Below are 15,977 nucleotides of genomic sequence, written 5' to 3'. Positions count from 1 at the left end.
TCAACGCGTGGCCACGTCCTCGGCAATGGCGGCGACCGCCTGCGCTGCCGAGACGATCTCCATGTGATTGACGCCCGCGATCAGCTTCACGTCAACACCGGGCGCGACGGCATACACCGCGTCGGCATATCTGTCGGCGAGCATCAGCTCGTCGTCGGCGCCGGCGATCAAGCTGAGCGGGTGCTTGGCCGCGGCCAGATCGGCCTTGTAGCCGCGCGTCGCAAAATTCCGCAGCAGCCGGTAGCTGTAGGTCGGGGCCAGGAACTTTTCCGAATTCGGCCGGACGGCAAAGGCCAGCGCCGGCAGCGCCTCGCAGCACGGCAGGCCGAGGCGATCGAGCACGCCGAGCGCCAGGATTCGCGGAATGTCGGGACCGGCCCAGCCGCCGGAATTCTCCCGGTTGGTCGGTGCATCGTAGCCGAGATAGGGCGAAAGCAGCACGGTGCGCGCGAACAGGTCCTGGATCGGCGCGCCAGCCGCACGCAGCGCGAAACCGCCGCCGGCCGAATGCCCGAGCAGCGTGATCGGCTGGGCCGGAACCGATTTCCTGACCTCGGCGACGAGATCGGCGAGATCGTCCTCGAGCTGACCGAGATAGCCGATGTCGCCGCGGCTGCCGGAGCCGCCATGACCGCGGATGTCAGGCGCGAACGTGTCAATGCCGCGGGCGGCGAGCCCGTCCGCCAGCGCATGCACGGCCACGCTGGAGCCGGAGGAACCGTGAACCAGGATGGCGACCTTGCCGACCGGCGTCGCCCGCGCCGGGTAGTGGCGATAGGCCAGCTCGGTACCGTCCCGGGCGCCGAAGCGCTGCAACGCGGGCATGGTGCTGCGGTCGACGCGGCCGACGGTCTCCGAGATCGATTTCAATTCGGGCGGACGCACCAGGGGCGTCGCGATCATCAGGGCCAGAACCAGCGCCAGAGCACCGGCGAGGCCGAGTCCCCAGCCGATCAGCCGGCGCATGATCTTGATGCTCCTCCACATGGTATCCATCTCCGCTTTTGCTCTATATAGAGTACTCTGTAATATAGAGTTATCGAAAAGACAACGGCTTGATTGGCGGTTTGGGCGGAAAGCCCCTACCTTGACGGCTGCTCCCAAACCCGAATCAGCCAGCGATGCCGCCCGCGGAAGCCCTTCCCAACGCGCCCGAATTCACCGTCTCGGAACTGTCCTCCGCGCTGAAGCGCACGGTCGAGGACCAGTTCGGCCATGTCCGGGTGCGCGGCGAGATCACCGGCTTCCGTGGCCCGCATTCCTAGGAACGCCAAGATCGAGGCGGTGATCTGGAAGGGCGTGCACGGCCGCATGCGCTTCAAGCCCCAGGAAGGGCTCGAGGTCATTGCGACCGGCAAGCTCACGACCTATCCGAACTCCTCGAAATACCAGATCGTCATCGAGGCGCTGGAGCCGGCCGGCATCGGCGCGCTGATGGCGCTGATGGAGGAACGGAAGAAGAAGCTCGGGGCCGAAGGCCTGTTCGATCCCGCGCGCAAGCAATTGCTGCCGTGGCTGCCGGAGGTGATCGGCGTCGTCACCTCGCCGACCGGCGCCGTCATCCGCGACATCCTGCACCGGCTGGAGGATCGCTTCCCTCGCCACGTGCTGGTCTGGCCGGTCAAGGTGCAGGGCGAAGGCTCGGCCGAGCAGGTCGCGGCGGCGATCCGCGGCTTCAATGATTTGCCGGAGGACGGCCCAATCCCGCGGCCCGACGTGCTGATCGTCGCCCGCGGCGGCGGCTCGCTGGAGGATCTCTGGTCGTTCAACGAGGAGATCGTGGTCCGCGCTGCAGCGGACAGCCTGATCCCGCTGATCTCGGCGGTCGGCCATGAGACCGACGTGACCTTGATTGATTTCGCCGCCGACAAGCGCGCGCCGACGCCCACGGCTGCGGCAGAAATGGCGGTGCCGGTACGCAGCGAGCTGATGCAGGAGGTCGCGAGCCTCGCGCGCCGCGTCAGCGTCTGCTGGCAGCGCGGCCAGGAGAGCCGCCGTAACGAGCTGCGCGCCGCCGCGCGGGCGCTGCCGGGGGCCACCGAGCTGCTCGCGATTCCCAGGCAGCGGCTGGATTCGGCGGCAGCGACGCTTCCGCGCGCGCTCAAGACCAATACGCACGTGCATTTTCGCCGCTTCGCCGCCGCCAGCGCCAAGCTCACTCTGCGCGTGCTTCATGGGCAGATCGCGCAAGCCGATCATCGCCTCGTCGTCTCGTCCGAGCGGTTGTCGCTGTCGTCGCGAGCCCTGTTGCATCGGCGGCGCGAGCGCTTCGAAGCCCTCGACGCGCGCTTCAAGGCGTCACGGTTCGCCTATGCGCAGGCCAAGCGCCAGGCCATCAGCCGCGAGCGCGAGCGCGCGGAGCGTCTCGCAGAACGCGCCCGGCGTGCACTGATGACGTCGATCTCGCGTCTGTCGGCCCGCGCTGACCATGCCGGCCAGCTGCTGGCGGCGCTATCCTATCGCAGCGTGCTGGCGCGTGGTTTCGCGCTGGTGCGCGACGAGACCGGCCACCCGCTGCATCATGCAGCGAGCATCGGTCCGGGCGCCGCGCTCTCGATCGAATTTGCCGACGGCAAGGTCGCGGCAACGGCCGGCGCGGGATGCCCTGTCCCGGCGGCAGCACCGGCGGCGCCGAAAGCCGCGCGCGAGGGGAAGCCGACGGCTCCGAAGCGCACGCCCGATCCCGCCGACCAGGGCAGCCTGTTCTAGGCTCCGTTCAACGTGCCAGCCAATCGGCCACCAGCTTCTGGGCATCGGCCCGCGCCTCGGGATCCGAGCCGACATGGCCGCGTTCGGGCGCAGCCGCGTCGGCGCCGGCCACCTGGTGCAGTGGAAGGTTGACCCGATCGAAATCGTGATAGGCGCCGGGATAGACCACGATGCGCGTGAGCGCGCTGCGGCCGCGCGCGCCATCGATCATCTGCCGGCAGGCCGGCGGCGAATAGACGTCGTCCAGGCTGCCGATCAGGATCAATGTGGGGACGCGCGTGCTCCACCCCAGGCCTGATGAAGCGCGACAATCCGGATAGAACGCGACGGCAGAACGAAAGTCGGGCGAGACGTGGTCGGGGAGCTGCGGACGCACCGCCCACAGCAACGCACTCGCGCCGCTGGCCCAGCCCACGAGGCTAACACGGTCGGGCATGGCCCAGGATTGCTGGGTCAGCCATTTCTGCGCCGCCACGATATCGGCGACGCGATCACGCCGGCCGCTGATGCGACGCTCCTTGACGCGACATTGCGGGCCGAGCCCGCGCGAGCTGTAGCTGTCCGGCAACAGCACCGCCTTGCCGTCCTTGACGAGCTCCTCGGCCCAATCGCGGTAGCGGGGCAGCACGGCTTCGGAACGGCCAGCAAGCCCGCCGCAGCCATGCAGCGCGATCACCGTCGGAAATGGGCCGTCCCCGCTCGGCCTGTAGAGCTGCGCGTGCAGAACGTAGCCACTGGAGGGGATCTCGATTGCGACGGGCGCCGCCAACGGCTCCGCAGAGGCCGTGGCGCAAAGCAGAGAGACGACGACGGCGACGAGGGAGCGCATCAAACCAGCCGGGCAAGACAAGCGGCGGACATCCTGAATTTTAGCTAGCTAGCACGGACGTTCAGGCCGCCGCATCACAAATCAGTGGGTTTGCGGAAGGGACAGGGCCCCCTATTTATGCTAGCAAACCGTCGATAATGGCGTGTCGTGCGCTCGATGGCGTACAGGGATTGGAGGTCGCGAACGTGCTCAACAAGTTTGGTCCCTCGGGCCAGGGCGAAGCACAGGTGCAGTATCTGGATGGCGACTTCCGCGTGATTTCGCCGGGAAGCTACGTGCGCTGCGCCGTCACCGATGCGCGGATACCGTTGGACGAGCTCAAATATTGGAGCGTCGACCTCCAGGAGGCCTATGCCGTGCCGAGCGCGGTGCTGCAGCGGCACTATCCGGGCGCGCTGAAGGCGAACGGCTGAGCTCCGCTATTGGCGCTGCCGCGTCGCGGACAGCCGTTGCGCGACGAACGCGCGCAACGCAGAAAAATCGCTGAACTGCAGCGTCACCGGAAATGCGGTGATATCGAGGTCCGGCCGGCCAGACTTGCTGCCGCCGAGCCGTGCGAGATCCTTCTCGGTCGTGACCATGGTCAAGCCTTGGCGCCTCGCCTGCTCCGTCAGGGAGGCGATCTCGTCCGCCGTAAACGGATGATGATCGGGAAACGCCCGCTCGCCTTTGACCTCGAGGCCGCTGGAGCGAAGCGTCCTGAAGAAGCGTGCGGGATCGCCGATCCCGGCAAAGGCGAGGAGCGGCCGTCCGGCGAGCGCGGCGATCACCGCCGCGTCCGGCTGCAGCTCGGCCGACAACACCGGCTTTCCGCTGGCCCTCATGCGTGACGCCACCGCGTCGCTGGCGTGGCCGCGGCCGATCACCACGAGCGCGTCTGCCCGCGCCAGCTGCGGCGGCAGCGGCGCGCGTAAGGGGCCCGCAGGAAAAACCTCGGAATTGCCGAGCCCGCGCGCGCTGTCGATCACGATCAGCGCGAGGTCCTTGGTGATCGACGGGTTCTGAAAGCCGTCATCCATCACGATGACACTGGCGCCGCGCGCCTTGGCAAGGCCGATGCCTTCGACCCGGTTGCGCGCCACGACGACGGGCACGCGGGACGCCATCATCAGAGGCTCGTCACCGACATCGGCGGCCTCATGAGCAGCCGGATCGACCTGCACCGGCCCGCGCAGCCGGCCGCCATAGCCGCGACTGAGCACGACCGGCTGCTCCCCGAGCTCGCGCAGCAGACCGGTCAACGCCAGGACAGTCGGCGTCTTGCCGGCCCCGCCGACATGGAAATTGCCGACGCAGATCACGGGCACGCCGGCCTTGATCCCAGGCCTCGCCATGCGGCGTGCGGCGACAGCGCCATAGAGCATCGACAACGGAGACAGCAGACGCGATTGCCAGGAGCGTGGCCGATGCCAGAAGGCCGGCTCACGCATCACCGGCAGCTCCCATCTCGAGCGTGATTTGCAGGAGATATGGCTCGAGCGCCGACAGCGTCCGTTCGAGCGCGCCACCGAGCTGCTCGACGACGCGAGAACCTGCGGCAACCAGACTGTTGCCGGCCTGGGGATCGGAGAGCAATTGCCTGAGCTGCCGGACCAGCGCCTCCGGATCATGGGCGAGCCGGGCACCTGCCGCCTTGTCCAGCGCCTCGTAAACGTCGGCGAAGTTGAAGACATGCGGACCGTGCACGATGGCGGCCCCGAGCTTCACGGCCTCGATCGGGTTCTGGCCGCCATGCTCGACCAGCGAGCCGCCCATGAACACGATTGAGGCCAGCCGATAGAACAGGCCGAGCTCGCCCATCGTGTCCGCGACGTAGACCGCGGTCCCGGCGAGCGGCTGGTCCTCGCGCGAGCGCAAGGCGCCCTGCAACCCCGCGCCCGCGACGAGCTCGGCGACGGCGGGACCGCGATGGGGATGGCGGGGCACGATCACGGTCAGCAGCGACGGGAGGGAGGCAGACAGGGCTTTGTGGACGGCGATCAGGATCTCTTCCTCGCCGGGATGGGTGGAGGCGGCGACAATCACCGGCCGGCCGCGCGTCATCGCCGTGAGCCGGTCCAACTTGGCTGGATCGGCGGGCGGCGCCGGCACGTCGAGCTTGAGATTTCCCGTGGTGATGACGTTGCGGGCGCCGAGCACTGAAAACCGGTCTGCATCCGCCTGCGATTGGGCGAGGCAGATGTCGAAACGCCCCAGCAGTGCCGAGATCGTCCCGGACATCCGGCGCCAGCGCGGGAACGAGCGCGGCGACATGCGGCCGTTGATCACCACCATCGGGAGCCGCCGCGAGGCTCCGGCCAGAATCAGATTGGGCCACAGGTCGGATTCGATGAAGAGCCCGAGCGAAGGACGCCAGTGATCGAGAAACCGCTCCACGAAGCGCGGCGTGTCATACGGCACGTATTGGTGGATCACGTCGGGCGGGAAACGCTTGGCTACGATCGCCGCCGACGTCACCGTGCCCGAGGTAATGAGGACGCGGATGTTCAGCGCGCGCAGCCGTTCGATCAGAGCCGCCGCGGCCAGCACCTCGCCGACGCTCGCCCCGTGGATCCAGACCAGTGGTCCCAGCGGGCGCGTGTCATGACTCAGGCCACGCCGCTCGTCGGTCCGCTCCGGGTCTTCCTTGCCATGCTTGAGCCGCTGCCTGATCAAGGCTGGTGCAAGCGGCACTGCTGCCGAGGACAACCCGCGATAGACGCGCAGTGCCATCGGCAGCGTGCTAGCCACTGGACGCCCCCGACGCAGGAGCTCGAGCAGGACCTGGACACGCCTCCGGCCGGCCGACGATTTCATAGGCGCGGTGCATGCATTCGTTCAGCGTGGCCTCGAGATCGAGGCGCGCCTGCTCCATCATCGCGGCGTCGGCATCACGCGGCACGTTGATTTCCTTGATTCCCACCAATGCGCCGCGACCGAACGGCAAATTGATGGTGGTGCTATCCCAGTTCTTGAGGCGGATGAAGCGGCTCGTGACCATCGCGAAGGGCATGATCGGACGTCCTGATTCACGCGCGAGCATGATGATGCCGAGACCCGCAATCCGCGCGCGCTTCGGCACATCGGCGGTCGATGCCACATTATAGTTGTCATCGAGGGCGCGCACCATCTCCTTGAATGCCCCCACCCCACCTTTGCGGTGGAAGGAGGATCCATGATCCCCCGAGCCGCGGATGGTTCCGATGCCGAGCCGCTCGGCTGCGATCGCGTTGAACTCGCCGTCGCGGTGGCGCGAGATCAGGACCTTGGCGCGATAGCTCGGCTTATTCTTGATGAAGGGGGTCAAGAAATGCTGGCCATGCCAGAACGCGAAGATTGCGGGCATCTGCGGCTCGACGATGTCGTAGACCTCCGGCGGCTCATAGGTGAAGCGATTGGTCAGCCACACCAGCCGGAGGTACTCGGCCGCAAGAAATCCGATGGCGCGCTGGAACCAGCCGCTGCGGAGCGTATTGCGAAGCAGATGTTTCAAGTCGTGGACTTTGCGTCTTACTTGGGGTCCTGGCCGGGATCGAGCAGCCGGTGCAGGTGCACGATGAAATAGCGCATATGGGCATTGTCCACCGTCATCTGCGCCTTGGCTCTCCAGGCCGCGTGGGCCGCCGCATAATTGGGATAGACGCCGACGATATCGACCTTGTCGAGATCCTTGAATTCGTTCTTGTGGAGGTCGATGAGCTCGCCGCCGATCACGAGGTGAAGGAGCTGCTGCGAGGCGCTATCTGTCATCGGTATCGTTCCTAATCAACGCCTTGCAGGCGACTGGGACGGCGCAAGACGAGGGCGTCAGGTCGGCGGAAGTCGACGATAATGCGCGACGATATCAGCATGTCGATCGCGTCCCGCAGCCACCAGCACCCCGTGCACCACATCCGGACGATTATAGAGGATCGCGTCGCCGGACAATGCCGTCATTTTACCACCCGCTTCCTGCACGATCAAATGAGCCGCCGCAAGATCCCAATCGCGGCTTTGCCCGCCTGCAAAAGCGGCATCGAGGGCACCATGGGCGACACGGCACAGGCGTAGCGCCAATGATCCGATTCGGGGATGAAGTTCAATCCGCGTCGAGTCCGGAGCGAGCCGCTCAACCAGGGGTTTGGGGCCGGCGACCCGCGAGAAGTCGAGCTCCTTTCCGGTCGCGGCGTGAACCCGCTCGTCGTTCAGCGTGGTGCCCCTTCCCTGCGCAGCGAAGAAGAACTCCTCGCTGACCGGGACATGGACCGCGGCGAGAACCGGGACACCATGCTCGACCAGCGCGACGCTCACGCACCAGTCGTCGCGACCGCCGAGATACGAGCGGGTGCCGTCGATCGGATCGACGATCCAGACCCGACTCCGGCCGAGCCTTACCGGATCATCGGCGCTCTCTTCGGATAGCCAGCCATAATCGGGCGTCGCCGATCTCAGTCTGCGTTCGAGCAGCTCATTGACGGCCATGTCGGCTTCGGACACGGGGGAGGAGGCTCCCTTGGTCCATTTGCGCAACTCGGTGCCGAACATCGCGTGCGCCAGCTCGCCAGCCTCGCGCACCGCCTCCTTCAGAAGCCTGGCGTCCGATGTCAGACTGGTCTCGCCGGGCTTCTCGATGTCACCGTCCGCCAAGTGTCAACCCTTCGATGCGCACGGTCGGCGCATTGACCCCATAGCGGAATTCCAGATCGCTGGCCGGGGTCATCGACTTGAAGATCTCGAACAGGTGTCCGGCGATCGTCACCTCGCTCACGGCGTAGGTCGCCTCGCCATTCTCGATCCAGAAGCCTGATGCGCCTCTGCTGTAGTCGCCGGTCACACCGTTCACGCCGGACCCGATCAGGTCGGTGACGTAGAAGCCCTGCTTGATGTCGGAGATCAGCTCGGCGGGCGTGACCACGCCGGCTTCGAGATGCAGATTGTACGGACCCGGCGACGGCGAGGACGACACGCCGCGATGCGCGTGACCGGTCGTCGTCAGGCCCAATTCGCGGGCGGTCGCCGAATCCAGCAGCCACGTCGTCAGGACGCCGTCATCGACAAGCGCCGTCTTCTTGACCTTCACACCCTCGGCGTCGAACGGCTGCGAACGCAGGCCGCGCAAGCGGAGCGGATCGTCGATGATGCGGATGCCCTTGGAAAACAGCTGCGCGCCGAGCTTGTCCTTGAGGAAGCTGGTCTTGCGGGCAATGGAAGCACCGTTGATGGCCCCGACCAGATGGCCGACGAGCGAGCCCGACACGCGGGGATCGAACACTACCGGCACCTGGCACGTGGCGACCTTGCGGGGGTTGGCACGGGCCACCGCACGTTCGCCTGCGCTGCGTCCCACCGCGGCCGGCGCCAGCAGATCGGCGCCATGCGGCGCAGTCGTGTAGTCGTAATCGCGCTCCATGCCGGTGCCCTCACCGGAGATCGCGGTGGTCGAGATGCCCTGGCTCGAACGCAGATAGGCGCCGTGAAAGCCGCTGCTCGTGACCAGCACCATCCCGCCGATGCCGGCCGAAGCCGACGCCCCGCCGGACTTGGTGACACCCTTGACGCTAAGCGCAGCAGCCTCCGCCTCCTGCGCGCGTCGCTCCAGTTCCGCCGTCGAGGGGATTTTCGGATCGAGCAGGTCGAGGTCGGGAATGTCGCGCGCCATCAGCGCAGGATCGGCCAGGCCGACATAGTCATCGTCGGGCGCCACACGCGCCATCGCCACCGCCCGCTCGGCCAGCCGCGCCACGCCATCCCCGCTGATGTCATTGGTCGACACCACCGCCTGGCGCTTGCCGACCAGCACCCGCAGGCCGACATCGTCGCCTTCGGAGCGTTCGGATTCCTCGACGCGCCCGTCACGGACCTCGACGCCCTGCGAGATGCCGCGCACCGCGATCGCGTCGGCGGCATCGGCGCCGGCCTTACGCGCCGCCTCGACCAGCCGCTCGGCGAGCGTTCTCAGAGCTGACTGATCGAGCAGATCGGAATGGGTGGATTTCGACGATGCAGCGGCTGTAGGGGAAGAGGTCACGAACACAATCCGATCGATGTCAGGTGGGCGGCTAAGACGGGCTCAATCCAAACGAAATGTGGCCTGTTCACGCCGACTTCAAGCAGGAAGGCAGACACCACGTCGGATTGTCGGCAATCCGGCAAGGTCTCGTCAATCATGCGGGGCAAGCGCTTGTCAATCATGACGGTAAGAGGGTCATCTGTGACGGCTGATTAACCAGGCTTCTTAAGCTGATACGGGCGACCCGCGTGGCAAGGTCTCACGCATCGACCGGGAACATAATCCTGGCGGGGAGACCAAGCCGTGAGGCGTCAAACAGCAACAGGCGGAAGCAATTCCGCTGGGTCGGGCCGCGTTCTGCGGCTCGACCCTCTTTCCCTGCCCGTCTCGTACAACGCGCACGACACCCGTGCCGATGGCGGAATCCGGCAGATCGAATTGCACCGGGAGCGCGTGGTCCTGCGCCGTGCCGTCAGCGGCATGCGGATGGCCGTCAATGTGCGCGTCAGCGACTTTCTCGGCATCGCACTGCGCGAATTCGAGGACGCGCAGATGATGCTGGTGCTCGTGCACCGCGACCCTTCCCTGACCATTCCGCTCTGCGTCAGCGACGATCAGGACGAGATCGCGGCCGCATGGGCGATGTGGAGCGAGACCTTCGCACTGCCGCAGCTTCAGGATGCGAGCCGCGAGGCGACGCCGCGTCGCCGCCGCCGCAACGCAATCCGCTCGCGCCGTCCGCGCTTCCTGATGCGCCGCCGTGTCGGACACCTGCTCAATCCGGCCTCGGTCTATCATGGCGAGCGCGAGATCATCGCGCGCAACTGATCAGCTCGCGCGCAGCGCTGCGTCCACCAGCAGGCCGGCAAACAGCAGCAGGCCTGCATCCCTGTTCGATTTGAACACATGCAGGCACAGCGCCGGATCGGCGACGTCGAGACGTCGGATCTGCCAGCCGAGATGCACGGCGAAGCAAGCGAGCCCGAGCCAGGCCGCGACATGCACATGGGCGGTGATGAACGCGCCTGCAATCAAGGCAACAGCGAGCGCGTAGAACACGACGAGCGCCAGACGAGTGCGCACACCGAACAGGCGCGCAGTCGACTTGATCCCGATCAGCGCGTCGTCCTCGGCATCCTGGTGCGCATAGATCGTGTCGTAACCGATCACCCAGGCGATCGAGCCGGCATAGAGCAGAAGCGCCGTGGCATCGATGCGGCCGAACGCAACCGCAAATCCCATCAGCGCGCCCCAGGAGAACGCGAGCCCGAGCACGACCTGCGGCCACCAGGTGATGCGCTTCATGAACGGATAGATCGCGACGATGAGCAGTGACGCGATCCCGGTCAGGATCGCGAAACGGTTGAATTGCAGCAGCACGACGAGCCCGATCAAGGCTTGCGCCACCAGGAAGGCGAGCGCCTGCTTGACGCCGATCTGACCGGCTGGAATCGGACGCGAGCGTGTGCGCTCCACCTTGGCATCGAGATCGCGGTCGGTGATGTCGTTCCAGGTGCAGCCCGCACCGCGCATGACGAAGGCGCCGACGAAATAGAGCCCGATCCACGCCGGCAGCATCGCGAGATTGCCGGACATGCCCGCCGCCAAAGCGGCGGACCACCAGCACGGCATCAGCAGCAGCCACGATCCGATCGGGCGATCGAAGCGGGCCAGTCGCAGATAGGGCCGGGACCACACCGGCGCCCGCGTGTCGACCCAGTTGCCGGTCGCGTCGGCAACGCGGACGGCCGTGTCGCTCATCGCGTCAGAACGTTGCCGTTCAGCGTGTCGAAGGTCGAGCCGCCCTTCTTCGTCGCGTTCGCTTCAGGCAAGGCTGCCGAGGACCCAAGGACGTCACTCAGGCTCGGACCGGCCTGGCCACGGACCTGCACCTGCGCCGCCACGGCGCAGACCTTCTTCTCGAGCGCGTCGGTGTTCTTGTGGCCGGCCTTGAGCTGGTCGGCAATCTGCTGCGGGATGCCGCAGGACGCAGCATGCGCCTCGACATATTTGATCATCTTGACTTCGGCCTTGCCGAAATTACCGATCAGCTTGCAGGCCTCGTCCGGCGACGCGTGCCGGTCGCTCGCCGCCTTGATCAGCTTGCCGCGCTTTTCGGCTTCCTCGCGCAGCGGGATGAACTCCTTCATGCAGCCGTCCGGCCCGCCGCCCTGCGGCGCGCCCATCGGACGCGGCTGGAAGCCGCCGCCGCCTCCGAACGAGGGCGCGCCACCGCTGGGGAACGGAGCTGAGGGCGCAGCGACTGCTGTGGTCGGCGCGCCGCCGATGGGCGGAAAAGGCGAGCTGCTGGTCTGGGCCTGGCCGGGAAGCGGCGCAGGAAACGAGCTTTGAGCCGATGCCTGCCCTGCTGAGAGCACAACGGCGGCGACGACGAGCGGCGCGAAAGAATGGCGGATGATCAAGGCTGGTTCTCCGGCAAGACCAAGAATCCTCAACACTTCCGGACGAAAGCACGATCCGATCCGGGGCTTTTACGATTCCCGCCCGCCCGGCACAACCGCGGAGTTTGGCACATCCGCGGCGGAGAGACGCAGTCCGAGCCCCAAAACGGTCCGTATCGGTCACAAATTCGTGCCGACCCGAATGTCAGGCCGGGATAAGGTTCATTCGACGCCCCGGACGCGCCCGTCGCCGCAACCAGCGCTCAAAGCCGGGCCATGCCTGACGCCGCAATTCGATTCGCGGCCCCCTGAACCATGCGCGGCGCCGGCTGTCCCGCATCCCGGCTCGGCTCGAAGTTCCAAGTGACCGTACAGACCTTCCGCATCAAGGCCAGTGTATTTTCGTGATTCGCCCTGAGCTGGTCCGTGATCTTGACCGGGATGCCGCACGCCGAAGCATGCGCGACCGCGTAGTCGATCATTTTCGTCTGGGCGAGCTCGTAATCGTGCACCAGCCGGCAGGCCTCCCCAGGCGCAAAGCGATGCTCGGTCGCCACCTTGATCAGCTTGGCGCGGCGGGCGGTCTCGTCGCGCAGCGGCGTGAACTCCTTCAGACAGCTTTCGGGCGGGCGAAAGCCGCCCATGGCGGCCATTCCGGCTCCGCCGGGAGCCGCGGAATCCATCATCCTGGGCGCGCCGGCGCCCTTGTCGTCGGCCCGGCAAGGGCCGGCAACCATCACCGTGAGGACGGTGGCGAGAGCCCAAAGAGTCCGGGTCGTAGGTCTGCAGATCACGGCTATTCTCCTCGCCGAAGCTCGTCGCCAAGAGCTTGCGCTTGTTGCCACGGCGTCCGGCGTCGCCCGGAATCGCGCCCGAGGGGACGGTCGCCATAACGCCTTCCACCCAAGCGGAAAAATCTGTCGACAGCGCGACCAAAAGGCGCCATCGCCGATGCAGCCGGTTCTGGCGCGCGTCCGTCTGCTTTCCAGCCAGCCCAGATCCATCAAGGAACCCTGGTTCCCTTCAGTGTCCGGTTGTGCATGCCCGAATACGACTTCATCGCCCCGCGCCTGTTCGTCGACGCGCCCCTGCAGGAAGGAGGCGCGGTCGGGCTGGACCGCGACCAGAGCAATTACCTCGGCAACGTGCTGCGCCTTGGCGCAGGCGACCATGTGCTGGTCTTCAACGGGCGTGACGGCGAGTGGCAGGCGGCCATCCAAGGCCGCAAGCGGCCGGACAGCCTCACGGTCCGGCACCGGACCCGGCTTCAGAACCACCTCCCCGACGTCGCCTATGTGTTTGCGCCGCTCAAGCACGCCCGTCTCGACTACATGGTGCAGAAGGCCGTCGAGATGGGCGCCTCGCGCCTGGAGCCGGTCATCACGCGCCACACCCAGGTGTCGCGGGTGAACGGCGAGCGGATGCGCGCCAATGTGATCGAGGCGGCCGAGCAATGCGGCATCCTCAGCCTGGCCGAAGTCAGGGATCCGGTGCCGCTGGCACACTTCCTCGACCAGCGGCCACCGTCGCGGCTGCTGGTGTTCTGCGACGAGGCGGCCGATGTGGCCGACCCGGTACGGGCCCTGCACGACGCCAAGGACCCGCACGCGGGCATCGACGTCCTGATCGGCCCCGAGGGCGGCTTTGCCGCCGACGAGCGGGAGCTGTTGCTGCGGCAGCCTTGCGTGACCCGACTGGCGCTGGGGCCGCGTATCCTGCGTGCCGATACGGCCGGCGTTGCGGCTCTCGCTTTGGTCCAGGCGACCTTGGGCGATTGGGGAAAACAAACCGGTTAAGCGGTCGCGCCGATTGTGGCCTGCCGTGGCCATTCATGGTCGAATCCACGGGATGACCATGCTAAGGGGCAGCCGCCGCCCCCTCAGGGGGCTCGATCCATTTTGGAATTTGGACCGTCATGACCGGACCCGCTCCGACCGGACCCGCCGCGTGGGCGGACACGCTGCTGCAGGCATTCGCCCAGGCCGGATATCAACGCGCCGAGCCGGCCATCCTGCAGCCGGCTGAGCCTTTCCTGGACCTCTCCGGGGAAGACATGCGCAAGAGCCTGTACCTCACCACCGATGCCAACGGCGAAGAGCTGTGTCTGCGGCCTGATCTGACCATCCCCGTCGCCTGTGATTACCTGGCCTCGGCCCGCGCCGGTCAGGCGGCCGGGTTCAGTTATCTTGGTCCGGTGTTTAGATACCGAGGAAGCCGTCCGAGTGAGTTCCTGCAGGCCGGAATCGAATCGTTCGGCCGCAAGGATCGACCGGCGGCCGATGCCGAGATGCTGGCGCTGGCGATCGAAGCCACGGCGACGGCCGGCCTGGACGAGATCGATATCCGCACCGGGGATGTCGCACTGTTCACCGCCCTGGTCGATGCGCTCGACCTCTATCCGGTGTGGCGGCGCCGGCTGATCAAGGATTTCAACCGCAAGGTCACCCTGGAGCAGGACCTGGAACGGCTGGCGGTCGCTTCGGCGGCAACCCGCAACGAATATGAAGGCGTGCTCGCCGCGCTGGCCGGATCGGATCGCAAGGCGGCGCTCGCCCTCGTCACCGACCTGATGTCGATCGCGGGCGCCGCGGTTGTCGGTGGCCGCACAGTGGCTGAGATCGCCGATCGCTTCCTGGAGCAATCCACCTTGAAGGGCGGCGCGCTGCCGCGCGACGCGCTCAACCTGATCAAGCGTTTCCTCGCGATCGGCGGCAGCCCGACGGAATCAGTCGAACAGCTCCGCGCCCTCGCCGCCGACGCCCAGCTCGACCTCGCCGCTGCCATCGACGCGCTCGACGCCCGCACCGGCTTCATGGCGGCGCGCGGCATCGACCTCGGGCGGGTGCGCTTCGCCACCGGCTTCGGCCGCGGCCTCGACTACTACACCGGCTTCGAGTTCGAGCTGCATCGCAAAGGCAATGGCGACGAGCCGCTGGTCGCAGGCGGCCGTTACGACGGCCTGCTGAGCCAGCTCGGCGCTCCCGAGCCTATTCCCGCGGTGGGCTTCTCGATCTGGATCGAGGGCCTCGCCCGGAGCGGCGGCGCCAGCAAGACCTCGCGCGGGAGAGCATCATGAGCGGCCCCCTCGTTCTCGCCGTTCCATCCAAGGGACGTCTGCAGGAGAATGCGGAGGCATTCTTCGGCCGCGCCGGACTGACCTTGTCCAAGCCGGGCGGTGCGCGCGACTATCGCGGCACGATCGCAGGCCTCGACAATGTCGAGATCGCCTATCTTTCTGCGAGTGAAATCGCCTCGCAACTGGCGCGCGGCACCGTGCATCTCGGCGTCACCGGCGAGGACCTGGTGCGCGAGAGCATCACCGACGCCGACAAGCGCGTGCTCCTGATCGACACGCTCGGCTTCGGCGGCGCCAACGTCGTGGTCGCGGTGCCGCAGTCCTGGATCGACGTGCGCACCATGGCCGATCTCGACGACGTGACGACCGGCTTCCGTGCCCAGCACAACAGGCGCATGCGCGTCGCGACCAAGTACATCAACCTGACGCGCAGCTTCTTCGCTGCCCACGGCATCGTCGATTACCGCATCGTCGAAAGCGCCGGAGCGACCGAAGGCGCCCCCGCCGTCGGCACGGCCGAACTGATCGTCGACATCACCAGCACGGGCTCGACCCTGGCCGCCAACGGCCTCAAGGTGCTGGATGACGGCGTGATCCTGCGCAGCCAGGCCAATCTGGTCGCCTCGCGCGAGGCCGACTGGTCGGACGGTCCGCGCGAGAGCGCCCGGATCATTCTCGATCACATCCATGCCCGCGCCCGTGCGAGCAAATACCGCGAGGTCCGCACGAGATTCAAAGGGTGCGACGCAGCAATGCTGACCGAAGCGCACAATCGGTTCGGCGTCGTGGCGCCGTTCGGCGGCCCGACCTCATCCGGCATGCTGACCCTGCACTGCCCGCCGGCGCAGATCTATGCGCTCGGCAGCTTCCTGCGCGCGCACGGCGCCGAGACCGTCTCGGTCGCCTCGCTCGACTACGTGCTCGACCGCGAGAATCCGCTGTTTGCCCGTCTCGAGGCCTTCCTGCGATCATAAATCGCCGTTCATCGTAGCG

The 15,977-nt window shown here is 66.8% G+C and carries 16 protein-coding genes and 1 pseudogene; 6 read left to right on the top strand and 11 right to left on the bottom strand.

Going from position 1 to position 15,977, the window contains the following annotated elements:
• Positions 1-924: an alpha/beta hydrolase gene (locus LQG66_RS30560; RefSeq protein ID WP_231328011.1), complete on the bottom strand. Its 924-nt coding sequence runs from the start codon at positions 922-924 to the stop codon at positions 1-3.
• 197 nt (positions 925-1,121) lie between these two features.
• Between LQG66_RS30560 and xseA the strand changes: the two are divergent.
• Positions 1,122-2,709: pseudogene (gene xseA / locus LQG66_RS30555) on the top strand (exodeoxyribonuclease VII large subunit).
• Positions 2,710-2,716: 7 nt separating this feature from the next.
• Here xseA and LQG66_RS30550 read toward each other — a convergent pair.
• Positions 2,717-3,538: a dienelactone hydrolase family protein gene (locus LQG66_RS30550; protein WP_231319537.1), complete on the bottom strand. Its 822-nt coding sequence runs from the start codon at positions 3,536-3,538 to the stop codon at positions 2,717-2,719.
• Between the two features lie 185 nt (positions 3,539-3,723).
• Here LQG66_RS30550 and LQG66_RS30545 point away from each other — a divergent pair, with 185 nt between their 5' ends.
• Positions 3,724-3,951, top strand: coding sequence for a DUF2093 domain-containing protein (locus tag LQG66_RS30545; RefSeq protein WP_035643273.1), 228 nt, complete (start codon positions 3,724-3,726; stop codon positions 3,949-3,951).
• Positions 3,952-3,957: 6 nt separating this feature from the next.
• Here the strand turns inward: LQG66_RS30545 and lpxK are convergent, their stop codons facing one another.
• Genes lpxK through LQG66_RS30515 form a run of 6 tightly spaced genes read right to left on the bottom strand, consistent with a single transcriptional unit; the run spans position 3,958 to position 9,524 of the window.
• Positions 3,958-4,968 (bottom strand): tetraacyldisaccharide 4'-kinase, encoded by a 1,011-nt coding sequence (gene lpxK, locus LQG66_RS30540; RefSeq protein WP_231319536.1) that lies wholly within the window; start codon positions 4,966-4,968, stop codon positions 3,958-3,960.
• Positions 4,961-6,268 carry a 3-deoxy-D-manno-octulosonic acid transferase gene (locus LQG66_RS30535; protein ID WP_231319535.1) on the bottom strand — a complete coding sequence of 436 codons (1,308 nt, stop codon included), beginning with the start codon at positions 6,266-6,268 and terminating at the stop codon, positions 4,961-4,963. Before LQG66_RS30535 ends, lpxK begins: the two co-directional genes overlap by 8 nt.
• Positions 6,261-7,010: a lysophospholipid acyltransferase family protein gene (locus LQG66_RS30530; RefSeq protein WP_231319534.1), complete on the bottom strand. Its 750-nt coding sequence runs from the start codon at positions 7,008-7,010 to the stop codon at positions 6,261-6,263. Before LQG66_RS30530 ends, LQG66_RS30535 begins: the two co-directional genes overlap by 8 nt.
• A 17-nt stretch (positions 7,011-7,027) precedes the next feature.
• Positions 7,028-7,267 carry a DUF4170 domain-containing protein gene (locus LQG66_RS30525; protein ID WP_231319533.1) on the bottom strand — a complete coding sequence of 80 codons (240 nt, stop codon included), beginning with the start codon at positions 7,265-7,267 and terminating at the stop codon, positions 7,028-7,030.
• A gap of 57 nt (positions 7,268-7,324) precedes the next feature.
• A complete protein-coding gene (locus LQG66_RS30520) occupies positions 7,325-8,071 on the bottom strand; it encodes a 3'(2'),5'-bisphosphate nucleotidase CysQ (RefSeq protein ID WP_231328010.1) in 747 nt (248 codons plus the stop codon).
• A gap of 58 nt (positions 8,072-8,129) precedes the next feature.
• On the bottom strand, positions 8,130-9,524 hold the full coding sequence (locus LQG66_RS30515) for a TldD/PmbA family protein (protein WP_231319532.1): 1,395 nt from the start codon (positions 9,522-9,524) through the stop codon (positions 8,130-8,132).
• Positions 9,525-9,809: 285 nt separating this feature from the next.
• Between LQG66_RS30515 and LQG66_RS30510 the strand changes: the two genes are divergently transcribed.
• A complete protein-coding gene (locus tag LQG66_RS30510; RefSeq protein ID WP_231319531.1) occupies positions 9,810-10,334 on the top strand; it encodes a DUF6101 family protein in 525 nt (174 codons plus the stop codon).
• Here LQG66_RS30510 and ubiA read toward each other — a convergent pair whose 3' ends face one another.
• From ubiA to LQG66_RS30495, 3 genes are all read right to left on the bottom strand, one after another.
• Positions 10,335-11,267, bottom strand: a complete 933-nt coding sequence (gene ubiA / locus LQG66_RS30505; protein ID WP_231319530.1) for a 4-hydroxybenzoate octaprenyltransferase — start codon at positions 11,265-11,267, stop codon at positions 10,335-10,337.
• A complete protein-coding gene (locus tag LQG66_RS30500; protein ID WP_231328009.1) occupies positions 11,264-11,926 on the bottom strand; it encodes a hypothetical protein in 663 nt (220 codons plus the stop codon). The genes ubiA and LQG66_RS30500 overlap by 4 nt, the downstream gene beginning before the upstream one ends.
• 245 nt (positions 11,927-12,171) lie before the next feature.
• Positions 12,172-12,702, bottom strand: a complete 531-nt coding sequence (locus LQG66_RS30495) for a hypothetical protein (RefSeq protein ID WP_231319529.1) — start codon at positions 12,700-12,702, stop codon at positions 12,172-12,174.
• Between the two features lie 246 nt (positions 12,703-12,948).
• Here LQG66_RS30495 and LQG66_RS30490 point away from each other — a divergent pair, with 246 nt between their 5' ends.
• The 3 genes from LQG66_RS30490 (at position 12,949) to hisG (ending at position 15,958) form a co-directional block, all read left to right on the top strand.
• On the top strand, positions 12,949-13,704 hold the full coding sequence (locus LQG66_RS30490) for a 16S rRNA (uracil(1498)-N(3))-methyltransferase (RefSeq protein ID WP_231319528.1): 756 nt from the start codon (positions 12,949-12,951) through the stop codon (positions 13,702-13,704).
• A 119-nt stretch (positions 13,705-13,823) separates the two neighbouring features.
• The gene (locus LQG66_RS30485; protein ID WP_231319527.1) at positions 13,824-14,984 is read left to right on the top strand and encodes an ATP phosphoribosyltransferase regulatory subunit; all 1,161 of its coding nucleotides are present in this window, start codon (positions 13,824-13,826) and stop codon (positions 14,982-14,984) included.
• Entirely contained in the window at positions 14,981-15,958 is a 978-nt protein-coding gene (gene hisG, locus LQG66_RS30480) for an ATP phosphoribosyltransferase (RefSeq protein ID WP_231319526.1), read from the top strand. Before LQG66_RS30485 ends, hisG begins: the two co-directional genes overlap by 4 nt.
• Positions 15,959-15,977: the final 19 nt, after the last annotated feature.

Source organism: Bradyrhizobium ontarionense (assembly GCF_021088345.1).
GTDB lineage: Bacteria > Pseudomonadota > Alphaproteobacteria > Rhizobiales > Xanthobacteraceae > Bradyrhizobium > Bradyrhizobium ontarionense.
Note: the sequence above shows the minus strand (reverse complement) of the source record. Positions and strands in the feature narration are given on the sequence as shown.